This is a genomic window from Eubacterium sp. AF19-12LB (assembly GCF_003479125.1).
Classification (GTDB): domain Bacteria; phylum Bacillota; class Clostridia; order Lachnospirales; family Lachnospiraceae; genus Eubacterium_U; species Eubacterium_U album.
Genome location: NZ_QUGP01000001.1, coordinates 312,750 through 337,333, shown reverse-complemented (window position 1 = coordinate 337,333; position 24,584 = coordinate 312,750). Strand labels below are relative to the sequence as shown.

At 33.1% G+C, this 24,584-nt stretch carries 21 protein-coding genes and 2 tRNA genes; 3 read left to right on the top strand and 20 right to left on the bottom strand.

Annotated elements, in window-relative coordinates; all coding sequences use genetic code 11:
- Window positions 1–141: 141 nt before the first annotated feature.
- The 11 genes from grcA3 to DWX29_RS01325 form a co-directional block, all read right to left on the bottom strand.
- Window positions 142–384, bottom strand: a complete 243-nt coding sequence (grcA3, locus tag DWX29_RS01375; protein ID WP_022088680.1) for an autonomous glycyl radical cofactor GrcA3 — start codon at window positions 382–384, stop codon at window positions 142–144.
- A gap of 12 nt (window positions 385–396) precedes the next feature.
- Complete coding sequence (gene pflA / locus DWX29_RS01370; RefSeq protein ID WP_022088681.1) at window positions 397–1,167, bottom strand: pyruvate formate-lyase-activating protein; 771 nt, start codon at window positions 1,165–1,167, stop codon at window positions 397–399.
- Window positions 1,168–1,193: 26 nt separating this feature from the next.
- The gene (gene pflB / locus DWX29_RS01365) at window positions 1,194–3,266 is read right to left on the bottom strand and encodes a formate C-acetyltransferase (protein WP_022088682.1); all 2,073 of its coding nucleotides are present in this window, start codon (window positions 3,264–3,266) and stop codon (window positions 1,194–1,196) included.
- A gap of 66 nt (window positions 3,267–3,332) precedes the next feature.
- Window positions 3,333–3,869 carry a nitroreductase family protein gene (locus DWX29_RS01360; protein ID WP_022088683.1) on the bottom strand — a complete coding sequence of 179 codons (537 nt, stop codon included), beginning with the start codon at window positions 3,867–3,869 and terminating at the stop codon, window positions 3,333–3,335.
- Between the two features lie 324 nt (window positions 3,870–4,193).
- Entirely contained in the window at window positions 4,194–4,685 is a 492-nt protein-coding gene (gene trmL, locus DWX29_RS01355) for a tRNA (uridine(34)/cytosine(34)/5-carboxymethylaminomethyluridine(34)-2'-O)-methyltransferase TrmL (protein WP_022088684.1), read from the bottom strand.
- Between the two features lie 206 nt (window positions 4,686–4,891).
- Entirely contained in the window at window positions 4,892–6,058 is a 1,167-nt protein-coding gene (locus DWX29_RS01350) for an aminotransferase class I/II-fold pyridoxal phosphate-dependent enzyme (protein WP_118565006.1), read from the bottom strand.
- Entirely contained in the window at window positions 6,058–6,540 is a 483-nt protein-coding gene (locus tag DWX29_RS01345; RefSeq protein ID WP_117908485.1) for an Lrp/AsnC family transcriptional regulator, read from the bottom strand. The genes DWX29_RS01350 and DWX29_RS01345 overlap by 1 nt, the downstream gene beginning before the upstream one ends.
- A 15-nt stretch (window positions 6,541–6,555) precedes the next feature.
- Entirely contained in the window at window positions 6,556–7,533 is a 978-nt protein-coding gene (locus DWX29_RS01340; protein ID WP_118565005.1) for an AIR synthase-related protein, read from the bottom strand.
- A gap of 27 nt (window positions 7,534–7,560) precedes the next feature.
- Window positions 7,561–9,081: a VanW family protein gene (locus DWX29_RS01335; RefSeq protein ID WP_118565004.1), complete on the bottom strand. Its 1,521-nt coding sequence runs from the start codon at window positions 9,079–9,081 to the stop codon at window positions 7,561–7,563.
- 391 nt (window positions 9,082–9,472) lie between these two features.
- Window positions 9,473–10,198: a 3'-5' exonuclease gene (locus DWX29_RS01330; RefSeq protein WP_022088690.1), complete on the bottom strand. Its 726-nt coding sequence runs from the start codon at window positions 10,196–10,198 to the stop codon at window positions 9,473–9,475.
- Window positions 10,191–11,972, bottom strand: coding sequence for a B12-binding domain-containing radical SAM protein (locus DWX29_RS01325; protein ID WP_022088691.1), 1,782 nt, complete (start codon window positions 11,970–11,972; stop codon window positions 10,191–10,193). The genes DWX29_RS01330 and DWX29_RS01325 overlap by 8 nt, the downstream gene beginning before the upstream one ends.
- Window positions 11,973–12,228: 256 nt before the next feature.
- On the opposite strand from DWX29_RS01325, the gene DWX29_RS01320 reads away from it, so the two are divergent.
- Window positions 12,229–13,071, top strand: coding sequence for a glycoside hydrolase family 16 protein (locus DWX29_RS01320; protein ID WP_118565003.1), 843 nt, complete (start codon window positions 12,229–12,231; stop codon window positions 13,069–13,071).
- A 110-nt stretch (window positions 13,072–13,181) separates the two neighbouring features.
- Here the strand turns inward: DWX29_RS01320 and DWX29_RS01315 are convergent.
- From DWX29_RS01315 to DWX29_RS01285, 7 genes are all read right to left on the bottom strand, one after another.
- Window positions 13,182–13,252 (bottom strand) — tRNA-Gly (locus DWX29_RS01315).
- Window positions 13,253–13,256: 4 nt separating this feature from the next.
- A tRNA-Phe gene (locus tag DWX29_RS01310) sits at window positions 13,257–13,329 on the bottom strand.
- Between the two features lie 203 nt (window positions 13,330–13,532).
- Window positions 13,533–14,339, bottom strand: coding sequence for an RNA methyltransferase (locus tag DWX29_RS01305; RefSeq protein ID WP_118565002.1), 807 nt, complete (start codon window positions 14,337–14,339; stop codon window positions 13,533–13,535).
- Window positions 14,340–14,445: 106 nt separating this feature from the next.
- Window positions 14,446–16,323 carry an extracellular solute-binding protein gene (locus tag DWX29_RS01300; RefSeq protein ID WP_118565001.1) on the bottom strand — a complete coding sequence of 626 codons (1,878 nt, stop codon included), beginning with the start codon at window positions 16,321–16,323 and terminating at the stop codon, window positions 14,446–14,448.
- Window positions 16,324–17,151, bottom strand: coding sequence for an ABC transporter permease (locus DWX29_RS01295; RefSeq protein WP_022089126.1), 828 nt, complete (start codon window positions 17,149–17,151; stop codon window positions 16,324–16,326).
- 102 nt (window positions 17,152–17,253) lie between these two features.
- Complete coding sequence (gene potA / locus DWX29_RS01290; protein ID WP_022089125.1) at window positions 17,254–18,297, bottom strand: spermidine/putrescine ABC transporter ATP-binding protein; 1,044 nt, start codon at window positions 18,295–18,297, stop codon at window positions 17,254–17,256.
- A gap of 137 nt (window positions 18,298–18,434) precedes the next feature.
- Window positions 18,435–18,968, bottom strand: a complete 534-nt coding sequence (locus tag DWX29_RS01285; protein WP_118565000.1) for a helix-turn-helix domain-containing protein — start codon at window positions 18,966–18,968, stop codon at window positions 18,435–18,437.
- Window positions 18,969–19,155: 187 nt separating this feature from the next.
- Between DWX29_RS01285 and DWX29_RS01280 the strand changes: the two genes are divergently transcribed.
- Window positions 19,156–19,587, top strand: a complete 432-nt coding sequence (locus DWX29_RS01280) for a thioesterase family protein (RefSeq protein ID WP_022089123.1) — start codon at window positions 19,156–19,158, stop codon at window positions 19,585–19,587.
- A gap of 150 nt (window positions 19,588–19,737) precedes the next feature.
- Here the strand turns inward: DWX29_RS01280 and DWX29_RS01275 are convergent, their stop codons facing one another.
- Complete coding sequence (locus tag DWX29_RS01275) at window positions 19,738–21,579, bottom strand: ABC-F family ATP-binding cassette domain-containing protein (RefSeq protein WP_118564999.1); 1,842 nt, start codon at window positions 21,577–21,579, stop codon at window positions 19,738–19,740.
- A gap of 388 nt (window positions 21,580–21,967) precedes the next feature.
- Here DWX29_RS01275 and DWX29_RS01270 point away from each other — a divergent pair, with 388 nt between their 5' ends.
- Entirely contained in the window at window positions 21,968–22,780 is an 813-nt protein-coding gene (locus tag DWX29_RS01270) for a cell wall hydrolase (protein WP_118564998.1), read from the top strand.
- Between the two features lie 30 nt (window positions 22,781–22,810).
- On the opposite strand, the gene DWX29_RS01265 is transcribed toward DWX29_RS01270, so the two are convergent.
- On the bottom strand, window positions 22,811–24,100 hold the full coding sequence (locus DWX29_RS01265; RefSeq protein ID WP_118564997.1) for an MATE family efflux transporter: 1,290 nt from the start codon (window positions 24,098–24,100) through the stop codon (window positions 22,811–22,813).
- Window positions 24,101–24,584 lie beyond the last annotated feature (484 nt).

The following is a 24,584-nucleotide window of genomic DNA, read 5'->3' as shown; positions in this document are numbered from 1 at the left end:
TTATATCACTATAGCACAATTTTATATGCACTGCATCTAATAATTTAAAAGAGACCAATTGTTTTATAACGGTAATTCATTACCATTAAATACAATCAGTCTCTTATTTAATAGTTATTTAGTAAACTATCCAACTTAATCTTAGAGATTTCCGTGGAATGTTCTGCTAATAACATCATCCTGCTGTTCTTTTGTTAACTTGATGAAGTTTACAGCGTATCCTGATACACGGATTGTAAGCTGTGGATACTTTTCTGGATGCTGCTGAGCATCAAGTAATGTATCTCTAACTAATACGTTAACGTTAAGATGATATCCGCCTTCCTCTGCATATCCATCTATTAATGAAACTAAATTATCAATCTGTTTTGCACTTGCTGCCATTTTCTCTACCTCCTATTTGTTTTTCTCTTCTAATAATTTTATCCTGGATTCTCTAAATCCCTGTAACACTATTTTTCTAGCCGCTACAGCCATTTCTTTAGTAGCTGGCTCTATATCCTTTAATGGATAATCAATCCCAAGCTCTGCATACTTTGGTTTAGCCATATCATGATATGGTAAAATATCTAATGCCTTAACCATCTCAAGTTTTCCTATAAATAGACCTAACTTATAAAGATATTCTTTGTTCATTGTAATATGCGGAACCACAACATGTCTTATCCATATTGGAATCTTTTTATCATTAAGATATTTTGCAAATGCCAAAATATTATCATTTGGCTGTTTGCACAACTTTTTGTGTTCTTCCGGATCAATGTGTTTTATATCCAGCATAACCAAATCGGTTACTTCAAGTAATTTATCTACTTTTTTCAGATTTTCCGGATTATCAGGTCTAAATGTTACACCTGATGTATCCAGACAGGTATGAATTCCTTTTTTATGCGCTGCGGCAAACAGTTCCGTAAGAAAATCTATTTGTACCATTGGCTCACCGCCTGTAGCGGTGATACCTCCGGTTTTATAAAATGGTGCTTTCTTTTGGTATTCGTCAAGAAGCTCCTGAACAGTCATTTCTGTACCGCCCTCCATAGTCCATGTGTCCGGATTATGGCAATATGCACATCTCATTGGGCACCCTTTGAAGAACACTACAAATCTTACGCCAGGTCCATCTACTGTCCCACAGCTTTCAGTTGAATGAATTATTCCTGTTGTCATTCTGAATCATTTCCTTTTATTTTTTATTACTGCTGTAACTTGATAAGATCGTCGATATCAAGACCAAGTTCGTCAGCGTCAAGATCACCTGTGAATACGTCACAATCTTTTCCAAGAGCATCTGGGATGATTGTGAATGTATCTGAGATACCATCTCTAGCGTTTTCAAATGGAATCTTAGCTACAGATGCAAGTGATGAAACTGCACCATGAGTATCTCTTCCGTGAAGTGGGTTAGCACCTGGAGCGAATGGCTGTCCAGCTTTTCTTCCATCAGGTGTGTTACCTGTATTCTTACCATATGTTACGTTTGATGTAATTGTAAGAATTGACTGTGTTGGGATACTATCTCTATATGTGTAGTGCTGTCTTAAGTAGCCCATGAATTTGTCAACAATCATAACTGCAAGGCTATCTACTCTGTCATCATCGTTACCATATTTAGGGAAGTCACCTTCTACTTCATAATCTACTGCTAATCCGTCTTCATCTCTGATTACTTTAACCTTAGCATATTTCATAGCTGAAAGTGAATCTGCTACTACTGAAAGTCCGGCAACACCTGTTGCAAACCATCTCTTAACGTGAGCATCATGTAATGCCATCTGGATTCTTTCATATGAGTATTTATCATGCATGTAATGAATGATATTAAGAGCATTTACATATACTCCTGATAACCATTTCATCATATCTTCGTATCTTTCCATTACTTCATCATAATCAAGGTATTCTGATGTAATTGGTCTGTACTTAGGTCCTACCTGAACCTTAGTCTTTTCATCAACACCACCGTTGATAGCGTAAAGAAGACATTTAGCAAGATTTGCTCTAGCTCCGAAGAACTGCATTTCTTTACCAATTCTCATTGAAGATACACAACAAGCGATTCCGTAGTCATCACCATTGTATACTCTCATTAAGTCATCGTTTTCGTACTGCATTGATGAGTATTCAATTGAAAGCTTAGCACAGTATTTCTTGAATTCCTGTGGAAGTCTTGTTGACCAAAGTACTGTAAGGTTTGGTTCTGGAGCTGCACCTAAGTTTTCTAATGTATGAAGGTATCTGAATGATGTCTTTGTTACCATATGACGTCCGTCAATACCTACACCACCGATTGATTCTGTAACCCAAACTGGATCACCAGCGAAAATCTGGTTGTATTCAGGTGTTCTTGCGAACTTAACGCATCTTAACTTCATGATGAAGTGGTCAACGAATTCCTGAATCTGTTCTTCTGTAAATGTACCGTTTTCTAAGTCTCTCTGCGCATAGATATCGATGAATGTTGAAGTACGTCCAAGTGACATAGCTGCACCATTCTGTTCCTTAACTGCTGCTAAGTATGCTAAGTACATCCACTGAATAGCTTCCTGTACATTCTGAGCTGGTCTAGAAATATCGAATCCGTAAATCTTACCTAATTCTTTTAATTCCTTAAGAGCTCTAATCTGTTCTGAATATTCTTCTCTATCACGAATAACTTCCGGTCTCATTTCTGTAGGTGTAGCAGCCTTCTGAGCTTCCTTATCTACGATAAGTGTATCAACACCGTATAATGCAACTCTTCTGTAGTCACCAATGATACGTCCACGTCCGTAAGCATCAGGAAGACCTGTTACGATGTGGTTTGTTCTACATGTTCTGATTTCAGGTGTGTAAGCATCAAATACACCTGCGTTATGTGTCTTTCTATAGTTTGTGTAGAAATCTACAACTTCCGGATCTACTTCATAGCCGTTATCTGAGCAAGCTTTCATAGCCATACGGATACCACCGTTAACCTGAAGACCTCTCTTGAAAGGCTTATCTGTCTGGAAACCTACGATTGTTTCTTTATCTTTGTCTAAGTAACCTGCACCGTGTGATGTGATTGTCTGTACAACTTTTGTATCCATATCAAGAACACCACCAGCTTCTCTTTCCTTCTTCTGAAGATCAAGTACCTGATTCCATAAATCGGTTGTGTTCTGTGTTGGTCCTGCTAAGAAACTAGCATCACCATCATATGGTGTGTAGTTTTTCTGGATAAAATCTCTAACGTTGACTTCTGATGTCCATGCGCCATTGCTAAATCCTGTCCATTCTTCTCTCATTTTTGTTCTTCCTCCTAAAAATAAATATATAAAAGCTTGCGCTTTTCTAACATATTAGTGCTTTTATTAACAGTAACTCAATAAATCTTCTACTGTCTTCTTCTTCGGTACAGACGGTTTCTCATCCGGATATCCTACAGCAACTAAAGCCATTAAAAGCTGACCTTCAGGAACTCCAATTATATCACTGGCCTTATCTATATCATAAAGTCCCATAACAACCGTTCCTAATCCAAGGTCATTTGCCGCAAGGCAAAGAGTCTGTGTTGCAATACCATTGTCAAATGCCTGCCATGCATCCTTTCTAGATGTAGAAAAGCTTCCATCTCTTTCAAATCCTGAACGCTTGTCCACAATTAAAGTTGCTATAAGTAAAGGGGCTCCATTGATTATCTGAGCGTTGTGTTCTGCACAACATTCTGTTGCTAATCTTGCCTTAACTTCTTCATTAGTTATAGCAATGTACCTTGTTGTCTGAGTATTTTTCCATGAAGGTGCATATGATGCTGCCAATACAAGTTTCTCAATTGTTTCTTTACTTACTGAATCTGTCTTAAACTTTCTGACACTTCTTCTTGTTTTAATACATTCTAAAGTTTCCATCTATAAACCTCCATGTATGTTATTTTTATGGCAAAATGCGTTTTTTTTACTTGTTTCTTCTATAAAAAGTACAACAAAAACACATAATGTCTCCACTAATCGAGACTAATATATCACTTAATTATTTGTTTTGCAATGGTTTGATTCAAAAATATTCGACTAATTTTAATGTGGAATTTGATATATTTTAATACGAATTTTAGTCCTAAAATACGGTAACTTTATTAAAATCGTTTTTAACCAAAAAAAACCTACAAAACAACAGTTTTCCTGCTATTATTGTAGATTTTTTTAACTTTCGGCATTAAAATATGTCAATTTTTATTATTTCCAATCGTATTTTCTCAAATGTCCTTCCATTTGCATTCCTGCAAAATCATTCTGACGTAAAGCTTCATATAATACGATTGCTACTGAATTTGCAAGATTCAATGAACGAATCTGTGGATTCATTGGGATTCGTATTGCATGTTCCTGATTTTCAACTAATATTTCCTCAGGTATCCCTGCACTTTCTTTTCCAAACATGATGTAATCATTTTCTTCAAATTTAACATCACTATATCTGTTTGGTCCCTTAGTTGTTGCCATCCATATTTTCGCATTTGGATTTTTTTCCAAAAAGTCTTCATAGCTTTCATAGATTGTAACATCTAAATGTTCCCAATAATCCATTCCGGCTCTTTTAACTGATTTTTCATTAATTTTAAATCCCATAGGCTCTATTAAATGTAGTTTTGTTCCTGTGGCGCAACATGTTCTTCCTATGTTTCCTGTATTCTGTGGTATTTCAGGTTCTAATAAAACGATATTCATCTTTTCCCTCTTTCAATGCAAATTCTTCAAATTATGATTTGCTATTTTTTATTTATAAAAATATGAATTTGATAATTACTTATAACGTTACTTCCAATAAATTATTTACATTGTATTTTTATAATTACTGGCATTATAATTTTAATTTTTATATTGGAGTTTTTCAACAATTACTTATATCGCAACTTTTTCTAAATAATTATCATTTATTTTTGTTCCAGTTTTTTGACAAATTTTTCAACTCTGTCTAATGCAGTTTTTAGGCTATCAATAGAATATGCATAAGATATTCTTAAATATCCTTCCCCGCATTTTCCAAATGCATCGCCTGGAACTACAGCAACCTTTTCTTCCTGTAATAATCTGGTTGCGAATTCTTCTGATGTCATTCCAAATTTCTTAATGCTCGGGAATACATAAAATGCTCCATAAGGTTCAAAACATTCAAGGCCCATTTCTCTAAGTCTGTAAACAACAAATCTTCTTCTTTCATTATATGACTCACACATTCTTTCGACATCTCTGTCACCATTTTTCAAAGCTTCAACTGCTGCATACTGACTTACTGTCGGTGCACACATAATTGCAAATTGATGTAGTTTAATCATCTGCTCCATAATAACGTGCGGTGCACACGCATAGCCTAATCTCCATCCTGTCATAGCATAAGCCTTTGAAAATCCGTTTATGAGAACTGTTCTTTCTTTCATCCCTGGTATACATGCGATTGAAATATGCTTTTCTTTATATGAAAGTTCTGAATAAATTTCATCTGATAATACATATATATCTTTTTCAATGCAAACCTGAGCAATCTCTTCTAATTCATGCTTATCAAGAGTTGCTCCTGTTGGATTATTGGGAAATGGTAATACAAGCAATTTTGTTTTGTCTGTTATATGTTCTAGCAACAATTTTTTTGTTAATTTAAATTCGTCCTCTTCTTTTAAATCAATTGTTACAGGCACGCCATACGCTAACTGAACGCAAGGGACATATGATACAAAGCACGGTTGTGGAACTAACACCTCATCTCCCGGATTAATCATAGCTCTTATCGCTATGTCTATAGCCTCACTTCCACCTACTGTAACTACCACTTCTTTAGCAGGATCATATTGTAATCCTAATTTTCTATCAAGATAATTGCAAATTTCATTCCTCAAATCCATGAGTCCCGCATTAGATGTGTAAAATGTTCTTCCTTTTTCTAAGCTATAAATTCCTTCTTCACGAATATGCCATGGAGTGTCAAAATCCGGTTCTCCAACGCCAAGTGAAATAGCATCCTTCATTTCACTAACGATATCAAAAAACTTTCTTATTCCTGATGGTTGCATATTCATTGCTACATTTGATATTGGATTTTTCATTATGGCGTCACTAACATCCTTTCATCTTTATGTTCTTCCATCATTGTCACACCGTAATCTTTGTATTTTTTCAATACAAAATGTGTTGCTGTATTTAACACTTCATCTAAAGTAGATAATTTACTTGTAACAAACTGAGCAATTTCTTTCATTGTCTTTTCTTCTAATATTACTGTAAAATCAAATCCACCTGACATAAGATATACTGATTTTACTTCATCAAATTTACTGATTCTCTCAGCAATTTTATCAAACCCAATTCCTCTTTGCGGTGTTACCTTAACTTCTATAAGTGCTGATACTCTTTCATCATTTGTATTATCCCAGTTTATCAAAGTATAGTAACCTCTTATAATCCCCTCTTTTTCCATCTGTGCTATTTCATTTGCCACTTCAGCTTCTGTCTTTCCAACTAAAATAGCAATCTCTTTAATATCTATTCTGCTATTTTTTTCTAATAACCGAAGAATTTCTTCTCTCATATTCTACCTCTCCTTTTAGAATAACTTATATATTTCATCGCCTCTTTGAGGTTCCAGAAATCTTGTTTCATCTCCATTTATCAATACTCTGTTTTTATCGGATGTTATTATTCCTATAACGCTTGCGTTAATTCCTTTTTCTTCTAAAACATCTACAAGCCTTTCCCCATTATTTGTTACTATCAATAAAGAACCTGTACCATCAAGCATATAAGGATTAATATCAAATACTTCTGATACTTCAATTGTTTCCTGCCATACCGGAATCTTTTGTAATTCAATTTTCACTCCAAGACCACTTGCAGATGTAAGTTCCCATACTCCTGCAAAAACTCCTCCTGTAGAAATGTCATGTAAAGCAACCTCTCCGCATTCCAAGGCTATACGTGATTCGTCTTCAATTGAAATATAATTTATAATATCTTTACATTTATCAACATATGTATTTATGAATTTTTCTTTTAAAATATCCGTCTTAGCATTAGATATAAGTCCCGTTCCACCAACTGCTATGGATTTTGTCATAACAATCTGTTGTCCGGGCTTAACATCCTTCAAACAATTTACATTGTAGCACTTACTACCCATTATAGTAAACATAATTATAGGTTGATTTACATTAGCAGAAACAGTAGTATGACCTCCTGAAATCTGCACATTGTATTTGCCAAATACTTCATTAAGCTTTCTCATTAATTTGCCAAGCTGCTTTTCTTCATATTCTAATGGTAATGCAATTGAAACTTCTGCCGCAAGTGGAATTCCACCCTGCACATATATATTATTCATTCCCTTTGCTACATTAAACTCTATGCATCCGTCAAACCATGTTTCTATACAATTAGAAGACATTACAACCGTAACGTCTTCTAATTGTATTTCACAGGCGTCATTACTTAAATCTGCTCCTCTAACCACTTTAGCATTTCTGTTTTTTATATTTTTTAAAACAGAACGTTTTAAAGCGATTTCAGAAATCTTTCCTCTACGCATAAGCCACCGCCTATCATATATATTATTTTATTCTTCTGACTTCTTTGTTTCTTTAGCCTTAGCTGACGTTGTCTTTTCAGCCTTTTCATTTTTCTTTGTTGTTTCTTCTTTGTTATCTGAATCTGAGTCAGAATCATCTTTTTTATCTGTCGTTTCTTCTCCCTTTTTGTCTGCTTTCTTTGTTCCTCTTACAACTTTTCTTGGAGTCATTGCATAAGTGCTTGTGTGTAACAATTCCTTATCAACTTCTTCTCCATTCTCATATGTAACTTTCCAAAGCTTAGCAACATATCCCACATGACCATTTTCAGTTACTGATTCATAACTTGTAGGTTTTGAAGAATCCTTTGTAACCTTTGTTCCGATTGGTATTTCCTTAACTGTCTCACTTACATATTTTACTGAGCGACTACTGTCTCTTGTATCATGGCCATAAACTTTAAATGTCAATGTTCCACCTGCATTATATACAGACTGAATGTAAATAGGTGCATCCGTATTATTTTCAAATACTAAGTCTTTATAATCTCCTGCTAAAGCTGCATCCGCTGCCAATGGCACATAAGCTACTGACATTGAATGAGAATATCTTTCTACAACTTTAATTTCTGCTTCAAGCAATGCATTGTATAGTGTACTTGATACCTGACAAATACCACCGCCATAACTGTCTGCTACACCACCATCAACATATGTTCCTGCAGGATACCATCCATTTTCAGCTGTCCATGGTGCCAAATGTTCATTTAATGAATACTGCTCTCCCGGATATAAAAGAATTCCGTCTAATACTTCAGCTCCATGTTTAATATTGTTATTTCTATTATCATATGAAGTTCCTACAGAAAATGAAGTATAGTAACTTCCCATAGGTGTAGAAGAAACTTTTTTTAAATCTTCTGATGTATATTTAGGTTTAGACACCTTTGTTTCTGCTGTATATAAAATATCTGATTTGTTATCCCATTCCTTTGTTATGTAATCATATAAACCTGATACTGTTACATCATAATCAATAACGACACCATCCTGCTCAGGTATAACTTCAAACCCTGAAGAAGTAAGTTTTAAAGACGCATTCTTTGCTTCAACATTATAGCTGTCGCAAATTTTCTTTAAATTGTCTTTCATATTTTTTTCTTCAATTCCAAATTCAAGTTTGAGCTCAATTCCTTCATTTTTCAAATCAAGTCCGTCTTTATATCTCTTTATGACATTTCCTGATTTTCCAACTCCGACTGCTTCTTCAATTACTGACTTGTTTGTCCATTTATATCCTAAGTCACTTAAATTAGTTTTTACCTCTGTACCATTTACATCAATCTTAACCGGCACATTTGTTTTTTCTTTTACATAAGCTTTTACCTTAGTATTTGCTTCTTCTTCTGTCAAATCGCTTACGTCTATACTTTCAATTCTTACTCCACTTTTGATTACATCTTTATCTTTTGAATTTTTAGAAGATGCAGCTCCAAATGCAAATACTGACATTCCAAGTACAGCTGCAACTACTGTTATAACAGCAACGCTCTTCTTTATACTTTTCACTTGTTTTCCTCCTCTTAATCTGTATTGCCCCTCCCTTTGGTCGGCGGCTACTCGTCGAAAACATTTATAGAAAAATGAAATTCATTCATTTTGTTTTCTCTTCTATATTTACGGCATAACAGAAAATACTGTTGTCACTACCATTGCAAGTACAACTACTGCAATTATTACGCCTGAAATGATTCTCTGGTTTTTCTTCTTATTGAACATATCAAAAAAATTCATGTCAATTCTCCTTTATATACTTTTATAATTTGTAGGAATTTTTAATTTGCATATTTGCCCAGGTTGCATATGTTATCACCATTTTCTTAACTTTAGCAATGCAAATTCTTATAAATTCCATAATAGTTTTGCTTATAGACCTATATTATCACAGTATAACACAACACTATTTGTTCTCAAAGCCAAAAATTCTTCCCTTTTTGCTTATAATTTTGTCTATTTTTTTAGATGCTTCATTTTTGCTCAGTTTGTCGTATTCAATTTGCTCTTCTATACCATGATATGCCATTAAATCTTTTAAATATTTTATTTGTTTTGCCGTGGCAGGCTGTATTTTTTTTATTTTACACACAAGCGGCTGTGGTTCAAATACTTCCTTGTACTCTGCACCAAATTTGCCACACAAAATATTGTATAATTCAACCGTAACTGCAGCATCATTAAATGCACGATGATGATTTTCGTCAAGAATTCCAAAATATCTGCACAAATAATCCAGCGCCTTACTTTCTAATTCAGGCATAGTTTTTCTTGCAATCTTTAACGTATCAATTCCCCTTTTTTCCAATTTATAATTGTACGCCATGGCATTGCATTTTAGGAAACTATAATCAAACATTATATTATGCCCCATTATCACATCACCCTCTGCAAAGTCAATAAAGTCCTTAAGCACAATAGCTATCGTATCCTGCCCCTTTACCATATCATTTGTTATTCCTGTAAGATTAGTTATGTAATAAGGGATATTACATTCAGGGTCTATAAGACGTGAGAATGTGTCAACTATCTTTCCATCTTTAACCTTTACAGCACCTATTTCGATTATTTTATTTTCCATTGGTTTACATCCCGTGGTTTCAATATCCACACAGACATATTCATTAGTCATTATTCTCTCCAAACCTTTCAACTAAATTTGTAACATCAATTGTGTTTGCTTCGCTGTTTAACGCGTTTCTGTCTTTATAGTCAAATAAAATATATTTCGGATTTGACTGTGCTTCATAAATTCTTTCAAACACTTCTATATGAGTCATTTTTGCAATCTGCTTGCTATCATAATCCCTGTACGCAGGAATTACTTCATATATTTTCTCATTTCTGTAAATACTTTGCTTTTCCTTCTTAAAGTTATTAATATCTTTTGCAAATAACGGTCTTGTTTTTATATTCTCACGCAAATATACATCTAATGTTAATAATTCGTCAAACTTATTAATATCTATCGGTCTATTTTCTTCTTTTATTAATAATTCTGCAAATTTTCTTAACAATATATATCTTGCAATTCGCGAATGTTTTTCACCATTCATGCTGTTTGCTTTATAAAACGTGCCTAGCTCTTCATAAAATTCAAATGGAGTTTCAAACATTTTTTCTAAATACATAACTGAATTAGAAAATTGAAAACTATTATAGTATATTTCAACTACTTCTTCCACTTCCTTTAATTTAAGCACATCCTCATATGAAATCCATTTTGTCTCTAAAACCTCATACGGTGGATATGACAAGTACTTTATTCCATATTCCCCGCTCATAAGTTTCATATTTGAACCATAAAGTACTTTAAGAAATCCTAACTGCAATTGGTCAGGTTTCATCGCATAAACCTGATTAAAGGAATTTGCAAATGAATCATAATCTTCATAAGGCAATCCCGCAATCAAATCAAGATGTTGATGTACATTTCCAAATGATTTAATCTTAGCAACTTTTTCTCTTATTTTGTCTAAATTTGTCTTTCTGTTTATTGCTGAAATAGTCATCTCATTTACAGACTGCACTCCAATTTCTAACTGGATTAGTCCTGGACGCATATCTTTAATAATTTCTATTTCCTCATCTGTCATCAAATCTGCTGCAACTTCGAAATGAAAATTCGTTATTCCATTGTCATGTTCTTTTATAAACTTCCATATCTCTATTGCATGGTCTTTCTTGCAGTTAAATGTTCTGTCTACGAATTTTACCTGTGCGACTTTATTATCTATAAAGAACTTCAATTCTTCTTTTACTAAAGATAAATTTCTAAATCTTAATTTTTTATCTATCGATGAGAGGCAATAACTACAGGAAAATGGGCATCCACGGCTCGTCTCATAATACATTATTTTATTTTCAAACTGTTTTAAATCTTTGTACACAAATGGAATATCCGACATATCGAGCGGGCTTTCCAATTCATTTTCAATAATTTCACCGCTCGCACTTCTATAAACCATTCCCTTTATATTGGAAAGATTTGGTATCGGTCTATTCTCCTCTGACACAGCCGTAACAAAATTTGCAAATATTTTTTCTCCCTCTCCGCGCATAATTCCTTCTACTTCATTATTTTGTAAAAGAAATTCTTTAGCATTATACGAGACCTCAGGACCTCCCATATAAATCGGTACATTAGGCGCAACCTTTTTCATATTTTCAATTACATGCTTTGTCATTTGCAAATTCCATATATAACATGAAAATGCTAAAATATCAGCCTTTCTTTCATATAAATTTCTAAGTACTTCGTCCTCTGTCTGATTTATTGTATATTCTGCAATTTCTATTTCTATATTTTCATTTTTTGCATATTTTTCTGCATATGCTTTCAGGCTGTAAACTGCTAAATTTGAATGTATATATTTTGCATTTATTGCTACTAAAACTATATTCATTTTATTTCCTCTTTTAGATTATTATTTTTTTTAATACTGTAGAATTTTTAATCTCATTATTCTGACTGTGTAAAATTTAATATTATACGTTATGTATTCACAATCATTCCCAATATTTACATATTTTTATTTTATTCTCAATAGTGATTGTACACCAAAACAATTTATTATGTATAAATTATTTTAAAAAGGTGTTGCATAAAAATATTTTCATTGTTAAATTCAAAAAGAATTTTAAATTTTATCGGAGATAGTTATGAATATTAATGAATACAATTTAGTTTGGAATGATGAATTTGATTACGAAGGAAAATTAGATTCTAAAAAATGGAATTATGAAACCGGAAACTTTCAGTGGCCAAATCGTGAGCTTCAGGCCTATACTGACAGACTTGATAATGTTTTTGTGAAAGATGGTCATTTAACAATACGTTCTTTAAAGCAAAAGGATGGCGACCGAGAATACACATCAGGAAAAGTCAACACCTTAAATAAAGGAATGTGGACATATGGTTATTTTGAATTTCGTGCCAAAGTGCCAAGAGGTGTCGGCTCATGGCCCGCAATATGGATGATGCCATATATTAAGCCTCATAAATTACCTGACGGAATTCCTACAAGACATGATGGCCGCCCAGATTTCTTTAACATGAGCAAGGAGCAACGAGCTATTTTGCCTCCTATCCCTGAAAATGATCATTGGCCAAACTGTGGTGAAATTGATATTTTAGAACATATTGGAAGGTTAAAAAAGCATTTATTGTTCAGCCTTCATTCTAAAAATCACAATCATACACGTAAGGATGGCATTCAGTACACAACAAATGTAACTTTTGACGTTGATTTTTCAGATGATTTTCATGTCTATGCAATGGAATGGACTAAAGATTATATCGAATATTTCGTTGATGGCAAAAGCTACTGTCGTTACAACAAAGCTGATGACACAGACCAAAGCCATGATTCATGGCCGTTTGACAAGCCTTTTTATCTCATATTAAATACTGCTGTCGGCGGTGGGCTTGGCGGACCTGTAGATGATTCTAATATTCCTTTTGAATTTATTATTGATTATGTAAGAGTTTATCAGAAAAAATAATATAGTAACATCAAAAGAGCCCACATCAGCGATGATGTGGGTTCTTTTGATTAAGTATATTTAATATATTTCTTTTAAGAAATTCTACACGCATTTTTAGGCATAACAAAAGCGGGTGATGGGAATCGAACCCACGTATCTAGCTTGGAAGGCTAGTGTTCTACCATTGAACTACACCCGCGGAGTGCCCAGTTCCGGAATCGAACCAGAGACACGAGGATTTTCAGTCCTCTGCTCTACCAACTGAGCTAACTGGGCACATCACTTATTCATGATGCGCTTGCTTTGAGTCGCACTCGCGTGTTTTATAGTACAATAACCACACTCTTTTGTCAAGCGATTTTTTTTATTTAATTTTAACGTGAAGCGAAAAGTTTATTTCCACTTTGAAGTGGACAAAGTCGATTTTAGTCTTACACTTTTAATTTTAAAATGCCTGAAGTAAAAGGTCTAAGCCCACATTATTTTCCCATTTGCCAGAATGCAACTGCACTGGCTGCTGCTACATTTAATGAATCTACCCCATGAGACATCGGAATTTTTACAGTATAATCACAGTCTGCAATTGTTTCTTTAGCAAGTCCGTCCCCTTCTGTTCCAAGAACTATTGCAAGTTTTTCTTCTGCCAAAAGTTCCTCGTTATCAATTGATACCGAATCATCAGTTAATGCCATAGCGGCTGTCTTAAATCCTAATTCTTTAAGTCCACTTACTCCTTTTTCTTCGTTCAAAAAAGTCCACGGAATCTGAAATACAGTTCCCATACTTACTCTTATCGCTCTTCTATACAACGGATTACTACATCCATGAGTGAGCAAAACCGCATCCATGTTTAAAGCTGCTGCCGAACGAAAAATTGCTCCCACATTTGTTGGATTCATTACATTTTCAAGAACTGCTATACGCCTTGCTTTGCTACAAACTTCTGAAACATTAGGAAGTTGTGGGCGATGCATTGCACACAACATTCCTCTTGTTAATTTAAATCCTGTCAACTGTGTAAGCACTTCAAATGGCGCCGTATACACAGGAACTTCTCTACATCTGTCTATAATAGGTTTTGCTTCTCCATCAATATGCTTATGTTCAACAAGCATTGATATCGGCTCACATCCCGCATCCAACGCCCTTTCAACTACCTTTGGACTTTCTGCTATGAATATCCCTTTTTCAGGTTCATGCCTGTTAAGAAGCTGCCCTTCCGACATTCTTGCATAAATATCTAACTGCGGAGAATTAAAATCAGTTATCTCTATAATATTTGCCATAATGCTCCTTTTTCTAATAAGACTTTTTCTTTATTCGTAATCGGTTACAATTCTATAGATTGCAACTCATACTTATTTTTATAAGTCATAATAGCGATACTCAATTCTAATAAGACTTAACCTTTGTCCATAAACCGGCACAGAATTCTTTTAATTCAGTATCCTGATATTTAAATGTTTCATTTAACGGATTTGAAATATCAGGCGCACATGCTGAAATTCCTTCATATTCATCATCTCTAAAATATTCATAAACCGATTTTACTGCACTATCATATCCTATATATTCCGTATTCTGCTTTGCCACGTCCTCCCTTAGCATAAAATTAAGGAATTCATTAGCAAGTTTTGTATCTTTACACTGCTTAGTAATAACCATACTGTCATACCACACATTTGAGCCTTGCTCAGGGACAAAGAAATCCATATCTTCATTTTCTGACATAATATACGCTCCATCTCCTGAGTATACAACTGCCATTGCTTTATTGCCTGAAATCATATTGTCAATAACATCATCTCCGGCATAAACAGGATGCATAATTTCACGCTGGTCAACAAGCCAGTCATATGCTTTCTTTAGTTCATCATGATTTGAAGTATTCATTGAATAACCTAACACTTTCAATGCAACCATGAATGAATCTCTTTCTGAATCATACATATAAATATTGCCTGCATATTTTTTATTTTTTAAGATTTCCCAACCTTGTGCCAAATCTGCCTTATCTACAATATTTTTGTTATATAAAATTCCTACAGTTCCCCAATAGTAAGGCACTGTATATTTGTTTTCAGGATCATATTCATTCTCAAACAGATTACTGATAACATTATCCTTATTTGTTATTAAATCCCAATTAATCGGCTGAATTCTTTCTTCTTTTATAAGTCTTTCAACCATATAGTCAGACGGTACTAAAATGTCATACTCAGCTCCACTTAACAGTTTTGTATACATTGACTCATTTGAATCATATGTTTCGTAAACAACTTCACAGTCATATTCTTTTTCAAATTTAGTCAGAAGATTTGTATCCATATATTCTCCTGAATTAAACACTCTAAGTACCTGACGGTTTTGTTCTTTAACAAATCCATAAACACATCCGCCCGCAATTGCAATTGCCAATATAACTGAAAGCACCGGAGCAAATTTCTTCCACACTCCATGTCCCTTTGATGCAATTTCATTTGCCTCTCTGTGCTGTCTTTTTGCAATGGCAGGAATTACGTTTACAACAATCAAAATAATTACAACTGCTAAAATAAGAAGAGTTGACAGTGCATTAATTGTCGGATTTGTTCTTTTTGTCATGTTATAAACTACTATTGAAATGTTTTGGACACCATTTCCCGTTACAAAATATGAAACTACAAAGTCATCAAGTGACATTGTAAATGCAAGTAGCATTCCAGCATAAATTCCAGGCTTTAACATTGGAATTATAACCTTTGTAAGTGCTTGAAAAGGTGTTGCTCCTAAATCCATTGCAGCATTTGCAAGGTTGTGATCCATTCGTCTTACCTTAGGATAAACACTTGTTATTACATATGGCGTACAAAATGCGATATGTGCAAGCAACATTGTCAAATATCCTCTACCTAATTTAATAGAAGAAAATAAAATCATCAGACCTATAGCCGTAACAATATCAGGATTCATAATAGGAAGGTCATTTACGCTAAGAACCCATTCTTTAAGAACCTTTCTACTTCTTGAAAGTCCGATTGAAGTAATTGTCCCAAGAACAGTTGATACCAATGTTGAAATTATGGCAATACTGATTGAAACATAAACAGCCGAAATAATATCTCTGTCCGTAATTAATTTTTCATACCATCTAAATGAAAATCCTGTAAAATGAGTAAGTGACTTCGATGAGTTAAATGAAAATAACATTGTAATTGCAATTGGCAAATAGAAAAATATAAAACACAACGCAATATATAACTTTGGTCCTATTGAAACTTTCTTATTCATCTATTCACCTCCTGCTTCCTCAGAGTCAATCTTTTTCATTAATCTGATTAATCCTAATATAATAATTGCAAGGATAATAGAAATCGCACTTCCGAAATTCCAGTCTCCAACTGATATAAACTGATTTTCAATTAAATTTCCAATAAGTACATACTGACGTCCACCTAGTAAAGATGGAATTACGAAACTTGATATTGAAAGTAAAAACACCATCGTTACACCACTTATAACACCCGGAATCGAAAGTTTAAAAATAACTTTTGTAAAAGTTTGAAATCTATTTGCTCCTAAATCATTTGCTGCCTCTACTAAGGAATAATCCATTTTGGCAAGAGATGTATGGATTGGAATTACCATAAACGGAAGCAAGTCACATACTAATCCCATTACAACTGAAAAATCTGTATACATCATTGTTACAGGATTTATTCCTAAAACCTTTAATAACGAATTTACAATTCCATTGTCTGATAGCAAACTAATCCATGCATAAGTTCTAAGCAAAGTATTAATCCACATAGGAATTGTAACCAGCAAAATTAAAATATCCTGAACACTCTCGTCAAATTTTGCAATAATATATGCCATCGGATATGCAAACACCACACAAATTCCTGTAGTAATCAATCCCATCTTAAGAGATTTTATAAATACATTTAAATATACAGGATCTGATATTTTCTTAAAATTGTCTAATGTAAAATGTATGGTCAACACGGAATTGTCGCCTGCCGTAACTGAATACAACACAATCAATAACAGCGGCACAACAATAAGCAAAAATGACCAGAACACATACGGTTTTATTAAATTTTTATAATGTCCCATTTCTTCCTCCTGTAAAACATGTAATGCCCCCGCCCTTCGGTCGGTGGCTATTCGTCGGAAACATTTATAGAAAATGAACTTCGTTCATTTTGTTTCCTCCTATTAATAATCCATCTTATACATAACCTGAATGTCAAATGGGTCAATTGTCATTCCAACCTTAAGCCCCACTTCATAATCATCTGTTGTATGAACTTTATAATTTCTATATTTTGTTTCAACAAGATACTCATAGTGAACTCCCATAAATACCTTTGAAATAATTGTGCCTACAAGCTGTGCCTCTTCGGGTTTTACAATATCCATATCTTCAGGACGAAGAACTACTTCAATTTCTTCATTATCTTTAAACCCTTTATCAACGCACTCCCATTCAATATCATCAAATTTTACCAGACAATCCTTAAGCATATTTCCTTCTATAATATTTGACTCGCCAATAAAATTTGCAACAAATCTGTTTTCAGGTTCGTTGTAAATGTCCATAGGCGTACCAATCTGCTGGATAACACCATCATTTAAAACAACAATCGTGTCGGACATTGACAACGCTTCTTCCTGGTCATGAGTTACAAATACGAAAGTAATTCCTACTTCTTTCTGAATCTTTTTTAGTTCAATCTGCATGTCCTTTCTTAATTTTGCATCAAGCGCTCCAAGTGGTTCATCAAGAAGCAAAACTTTAGGTTCATTTACAAGAGCTCTTGCTATGGCAACTCTTTGCTGCTGTCCACCTGAAAGTCTTGTAACATCTCTCTTTTCAAATCCTTCAAGTCCAACTAAAGCTAAAATATTTTTAACTTTTTTATCTATTACGTCCTTATCCATTTTTTTCAAATTAAGACCAAAAGCCACATTATCATATACATTTAAAAATGGAAAAAGAGCATATTTCTGAAATACCGTATTTATTTCTCTTTTATATGGCGGAACCTTTGCAATATCTTTACCATTAAACAATACCTCTCCATTGTCTGCCGATTCAAATCCGCCTAAAATTCTAAGAAGTGTTGTCTTTCCGCATCCACTAGGTCCAAGCAATGTCAAAAATTCATTTTCATATATATTTAAATCTATTCCTTTTAAAACCTGCTGGTCATCGAATGTCTTTGTTATTCCTTTTAATTCAATAATCTTATTACTCACTGTACATCCTCCAATCTTTTTAATAGTTCCAATTTTTTACAATTGTATACGTTAATCAACACACCTATAAATTTATGGTAGTTCTTAGTCGTCATTATAAATCAAGTGATAAACTTACCATTATTGTTTCGATATTTTTAGAAACTCGGTGGTGAACTTACCCATATTATTGTTGCACCTTTTTTCGATTCTATATGATGGCTATATTTTGCCTCATAATAAAATGACTCGCCTTTTTTTGCCTTATAAATCTTTCCACCTATATGAATTTCCACGCTTCCCTTTAATACGTATCCAAATTCTTCTCCCTCATGAGGATTGTCCGGATACGTCGAACCTCCCTGTTCTAATGTAAGAAGAATCGGTTCCATCGTATTCTTTTGGGCATTAGGGATTATCCACTGTATGGAATTCTTTAATTCACTATCATTTTTTTCAAAATAATCCTCTTTTGAAAAAACTATCTGCTCATCCTTCGTATCATTAAAAAAATCTTTTAAATCCGTTCCCAGGCACTGCAAAATATCTGTCAATGTTGCAATTGATGGAGATGTAAGATTGTTTTCAACCTGAGAAATAAACCCCTTAGAAAGTTCTGCCCTGTCAGCCAGTTCTTCCTGCGTTAATCCCCTCTCCATTCTCAATTCTTTTATCTTAAATCCTATATCCATTATTTTTTCCTTTATTTTCAAATACTAACCTTAAAGTTTAGTAAAACTAAACCCAGATACACTATACAAAATCGCATTTTTATTGTCAATATTTTTGATAACACATTTTTGTAAAATGATGTATACTAATAATGTTAATAAAAATTAAAGATACAATGATTTAAATAAGATAGAAGGGATTTTTAATATGACATTTACATATGAGCGAAAAGCAAATTATTATGAAACTGATATGATGGGAGTTGTTCATCATTCAAATTACTTAAGATATTTTGAAGAAGCCCGAATTGCTTTTATGGATTCCTTAGGTATACCTTATAAAGAATTAGAAGAGAATGGTATTATGTCACCTGTTCTTAGTGTTCAATGTGAATACAAGCGTATGGTTCAGTTTGGCGAAACAATGCTTATTAAGGTTAGCCTTATCGAATACAATGGCATTCGTATGAAATTAAATTATGAAATAGTTGATAAAAAATCCGGCAAAGTAACAACTCGAGGCATTACAAGCCATTGCTTTTTAAGTAAAAACGGAAGACCTGTTTCATTAAAAAACAACATGACTGAATACCATGAGAAATTCTTAGAGTGTTTAGATAAAGTATCTGATAATCAGTAAACAAAGAATATCATGAAAATATTCTATCAGACATTTTTAAGAACTGAACAATCTGTTCATTAACAGACTTTATTATATTAGGAAACAACAAAGGCAAAGGAAAATTTTCCCTTGCCTTTATTTTATGGTTATCATTTCTATAAACAATATTTACCTTCCCTGCTCTTCTATTTTTTTAGCCAAATCTTCTAAATATTCCCATCTGTTCATCTTTTCCATTAAAAGAGTTTCTGTTTCTTCTTTAGAATCTATCAATTCTTTTAGTTTTACAGAATTAGTAGCATTTTTGTTCATTTCATCATCTAATTTTTCAAGTTTTTCTTCTAATTTAGATATGTCATCTTCTATGGTTTCATATTCTCTCTGCTCATTGTAAGAGAATTTCAATTTTTTATTTCTATTTTTATAGTCTGGCTTACCATTTTTATCTTCTGAAGAATTTTTTGACTTTGAATTTGAAAAAATATTTTCTTCCGGTGTTTCATTTTCCTTCTTTTTATTAATGTAATCTGTGTAACCACCTTCATACTGACGAATCACACCATTTCCTTCAAATGAAAATATTCTTCTTACAACTCTGTCGAGGAAATATCTGTCATGAGAAACAGTAATTACAATTCCATCAAAACTATCTAAATAATCTTCTAATATTGTCATTGTTTCTATATCCAAATCATTTGTAGGTTCGTCTAAAATAAGAACATTTGGTGCTTCCATAAGAACTCTTAAAAGATTTAGTCTTCTTCTCTCGCCACCTGATAATTTGCCAATCTTACTGTACTGTTGTGATGATGGGAACAAGAATCTTTCAAGCATAACTGATGCCGAAACAAGCCCTTCTTCAGTTCTGACAAATTCAGCAGTATTTTTAATGTAATCAATAACTCTGTCTTCAGAATCCATATAAGCAATTCCCGCATCTTTGTCATTTTCAATTTCCTGAGTATAATAACCCATCTTAATTGTCTGTCCAATATTAATATTTCCACTGTCAGGCTTAATTCGGCCATCAATAATCTTCATCAAAGTTGTTTTTCCGCATCCATTCTTTCCTACAAATCCGACTCTGTCACCTTTCAGGAAATTGTATGTAAAATCTTTGATTAACACATTGTCTCCGTAAGCCTTAGAAATATTTTCAATTTCGATGGTTGTTCTTCCCATTCTGGACTTTATACTGCTAAGTTCAATTTTTTCATCCTCTACTATTCCCTGCTGATTTTTCAAATTTTCATATCTTTGAATATGAGCTTTCTGCTTCGTAGACCTTGCTCTTGCACCTCTTTGCATCCACTCAATTTCTTTTCTTAAAATACTCTGACGTTTACGTTCGCTGGCTTTGTCACTCGCTTCTCTTTCTGCCTTACGTTGCAAATATCCTGAATATTTCTCCTGATAACTGTAAATCTTTCCTTTATCAAGTTCGATTATTCTATTTGTTACACTATCTAAAAAATATCTGTCATGAGTTACCATTACAAGAGCGCCTTTAAATGCCTTAAGCTGATTTTCAAGCCACTCAGCCATTGTGCTATCTAAATGGTTTGTAGGTTCATCTAAAATTAAAATATCACATGGTGTAAGCAACACCGAAACCAAAGCCAGTCTTTTTCTCTGTCCTCCTGACAATTCTCCTGTTTTCTGTTCAAAATCCGTTATTCCTAAACGTGTCATCATACTTTTAGCTTCTATAAGTTCATTTTCATTTGCATGATGATGTACCATATTCTGTACACTTTCTATGACCGTATCCTCATCATTAAACTTAGGATTCTGTGGCAAATAGTGAATCATTAAATTCGATGCCTTAATTACTTTTCCTTCATCCGGCTCTTCTATTCCTGCCATTATTTTTAATAATGTAGATTTTCCTGTTCCATTTATGCCAATAACACCTACTTTGTCTCCTTCATGAAGATAAAAGCTTGCTTTATCAAATAATTTTCTTTCCGTAAAAGAATGTGTTATATTTTCAACTGATAATATATTCAAATTAATGCCTCTTTTCATTATTCTAATTATTTCAAATTTCAATAATTTTTACAAAAAAATGAAATTTTTATATATTTTAGTAAATTTTTTTATTTTTTACTTTCTTTTTATTTATTCTATATATTTGTTAGAAAAAATTTTTAACCATTTTTGCTCAGAATGCCCATTTATACGGCAAAACCTTTTTAAATTTTAACAAAACAAACTATTCATTGCAACTTATTTATCTTTCTTTATCCTATTCTTAAATATGTTAAAAGACTGTGTCCTACTCTTGACATTTTTTGAATTTTAAGGCATTATTAATAGGCGTAATATTTTTGTAATAAATTTACGACTTTTCGTAATAATTATTCGTAATTAATTATATAATAATTGGAGGTTAGTTTTGAAACGTAAAATTTACAGTTCTTTAGTTTTTACTTTTATGTTTGCAGCAGTAGGACTTGTAACAGTACACGCTGATGATTCAGTTTCAATACCTGATACTAATACAGTAGCAACTGAAACATCAACAGCTTCAGAAGTAGAAACATCAACAGAAAATTCATACAACAATATAACTAGTACAGATAACACAGACAATACATTAGATATTAATAAATCAGTTAAAGTTAACAAGAAAATCAAATTACAGAAATCATTAAATCTTGATTCTGAATCAGTAAAAGATATGACTTTTACAGCTGATGACTCAACTGTAGTTAAGGTTTCAAAGGCAGGTACTGTTACCGGTCTTAAGACAGGTTCAACAACTGTTACTGTTACTTCTGACACAGATGATTCAGTATATGCCACTGTTAATCTTGATGTTAAGAGCAGTTACACAGCAAGTCAGTTAAGATATATGTCATCTATCATTTACAGTGAAGCATGTGGAGAACCATATGCTGGAAAGAAAGCTGTTGGTATTGTAGTTGCTAACAGGATAAAATCAAGTCTCTTCCCTAACACAATTAAAGGTGTTCTTTATCAGAGACGACAGTTCACTCCTGCAAGAAACGGTTCACTTAACAGATCTTTAGCATTATATGATAGCGGAAGAATGGATCCTGACTGTATTGCAGCAGCTAAGGAAGCATTAAATGGTGATAAGACAGTTATTTACAAGAACTCAACTATCAACATGACAAAGACATTATTCTTTAGCAGATATATTTACAGAAGTAAATTTAGAATTGCACATCATATGTTTAAATAATTTATATAAAAAAGCTTAGACCTTAAAGGCCTAAGCTTTTTTTATTAGTGCCACTCCGACAGCAGCAATTATTCCCTCAGTTACAGTCATTGCCAGCCATACACCTGTCATTTTCCATAGAAAACTCATTATAAACGCCATTGGAATTATAACCACAAACCCTCTGCCAAAAGATATTATATATGAAGGAATTACTTTTTCTCTTGCAGCAAAATAAGTAGCCATCACAATATTCATTCCAATAAATAAAATTGAAGTAAAGTATAAATACATTCCTTTAACTGCTATAGCCTGAAGCTGCATATTTCCTTCGCCATTAAATATAGAAGTAATTGGATTTGCAAATAACAAAATAACTGCATATATTACTATAGAAATCAAAGTTACAGCAGTAATTGCATATTTAAATAACTGTTTCTGCATCTTCTTGTCATTTTTCCCATATGCCGCACTAAACAAAGGTTGGCTTCCCTGTGCTACACCTGTGTAAATTGAAATCACTACAAGGGCTAAATTTGCAATAACACCATATGCTGCCACCCCTACATTTCCCTGTAAGCCTAATATAATTATATTAAACACAAAAATCACTATGCCTGATGACATTTCTGCAACAAACGAAGGAATTCCAAGCATTATGATTGATTTAATAAATGACGCTCTTATTTTTGCTACTTTAAATTTAATGTTGCTATTCTCTGAAACAATATGTCCCGATAACACCATAAGTCCCATAATCGGCGAAAATCCAGTTGCAAGGACAGCTCCAAACATTCCCATGCTAAATTTAATTACCAATAAATAATCTAAAATAATATTGCCAAAACTACCTACTAACATTGCTATCATAGAAAGTCTGGGATTTCCATCATTTCTAACAAATGCATTCATTACATTATTTAATACAAATGCCGGACCAAACATGAGAAGAACTTTTAAATAAATAGATGTCATATGGTAAACCTGTTTATTTGCCCCCAACAGCGTTGCTATATTTCCCGAAAAAATAATCCCTGTTAAGAAAAATATTATTCCAATAACGATTGCCATAAACACTGTATTCATAAAACTTTCATTATACTTCTTATTTCCCTGATTTTTCATTATTGCATATTTAGTAGCTCCACCTATTCCAAGCATTAACCCACTTCCGTTAATAACGCTGTAAACCGGCAGTGCCAAATTTAGAGCCGCAAGTCCATTTGCACCTAGTCCAAATGATATAAAGAAAGTATCTGCTAATATATAGCATGACAACCCTATCATTCCTAAAACATTAAAAACTGTATATTTAATAAATTCTTTTAAGTTTCTGTTCATTATTCCCTCTTTCTATTTTAAAAATATTGTTTAGCATTTCATTATTCTTTTATTACACAAATTCTGCCGTCCACTATTTTCTTCTGTTATTTATTGCAAAAAAATCGCCGGCATTCATATCTTCTAAGACCTAACGATACGAATTCCGGCGTTATCCGCTCCTACCCGGTGGCAGTTAATTTATATACTTTTCTTCTGAAAAAAGTAACATATAATTTTATATTTGTCAATTAGCATAAATGTTACAATATCCAAAAAATTTTTCTTATTATAAATAAATTTTTATGAGTCATTGCAACTTAAAATATGATATATTGCATTTTCATCAAGTACTTGTATGAACCACTCTTTTCATTCACTATATATTCCATTTTCAATTGTTACAAACCGTAACAAATTAATTCGATTTTTTTCGTTTTTGTTCTCATTTTTTATTATTTATTACGGTTTGTCATATTATTCCTTTAAGAAAACCCTTGACAAA

What these genes read in the sequence shown, in the direction of transcription:
- grcA3 (WP_022088680.1), bottom strand. Translation starts at nt 384, where the DNA reads ATGGCAGCAAGTGCAAAACAGATTGATAATTTAGTTTCATTAATAGAT.
- pflA (WP_022088681.1), bottom strand. Translation starts at nt 1,167, where the DNA reads ATGACAACAGGAATAATTCATTCAACTGAAAGCTGTGGGACAGTAGAT.
- pflB (WP_022088682.1), bottom strand. Translation starts at nt 3,266, where the DNA reads ATGAGAGAAGAATGGACAGGATTTAGCAATGGCGCATGGACATCAGAA.
- DWX29_RS01360 (WP_022088683.1), bottom strand. Translation starts at nt 3,869, where the DNA reads ATGGAAACTTTAGAATGTATTAAAACAAGAAGAAGTGTCAGAAAGTTT.
- trmL (WP_022088684.1), bottom strand. Translation starts at nt 4,685, where the DNA reads ATGAATATCGTTTTATTAGAACCTGAAATACCACAGAATACAGGAAAC.
- DWX29_RS01350 (WP_118565006.1), bottom strand. Translation starts at nt 6,058, where the DNA reads ATGAAAAATCCAATATCAAATGTAGCAATGAATATGCAACCATCAGGA.
- DWX29_RS01345 (WP_117908485.1), bottom strand. Translation starts at nt 6,540, where the DNA reads ATGAGAGAAGAAATTCTTCGGTTATTAGAAAAAAATAGCAGAATAGAT.
- DWX29_RS01340 (WP_118565005.1), bottom strand. Translation starts at nt 7,533, where the DNA reads ATGCGTAGAGGAAAGATTTCTGAAATCGCTTTAAAACGTTCTGTTTTA.
- DWX29_RS01330 (WP_022088690.1), bottom strand. Translation starts at nt 10,198, where the DNA reads ATGACTAATGAATATGTCTGTGTGGATATTGAAACCACGGGATGTAAA.
- DWX29_RS01325 (WP_022088691.1), bottom strand. Translation starts at nt 11,972, where the DNA reads ATGAATATAGTTTTAGTAGCAATAAATGCAAAATATATACATTCAAAT.
- DWX29_RS01320 (WP_118565003.1), top strand. Translation starts at nt 12,229, where the DNA reads ATGAATATTAATGAATACAATTTAGTTTGGAATGATGAATTTGATTAC.
- DWX29_RS01305 (WP_118565002.1), bottom strand. Translation starts at nt 14,339, where the DNA reads ATGGCAAATATTATAGAGATAACTGATTTTAATTCTCCGCAGTTAGAT.
- DWX29_RS01300 (WP_118565001.1), bottom strand. Translation starts at nt 16,323, where the DNA reads ATGAATAAGAAAGTTTCAATAGGACCAAAGTTATATATTGCGTTGTGT.
- DWX29_RS01295 (WP_022089126.1), bottom strand. Translation starts at nt 17,151, where the DNA reads ATGGGACATTATAAAAATTTAATAAAACCGTATGTGTTCTGGTCATTT.
- DWX29_RS01285 (WP_118565000.1), bottom strand. Translation starts at nt 18,968, where the DNA reads ATGGATATAGGATTTAAGATAAAAGAATTGAGAATGGAGAGGGGATTA.
- DWX29_RS01280 (WP_022089123.1), top strand. Translation starts at nt 19,156, where the DNA reads ATGACATTTACATATGAGCGAAAAGCAAATTATTATGAAACTGATATG.
- DWX29_RS01265 (WP_118564997.1), bottom strand. Translation starts at nt 24,100, where the DNA reads ATGAACAGAAACTTAAAAGAATTTATTAAATATACAGTTTTTAATGTT.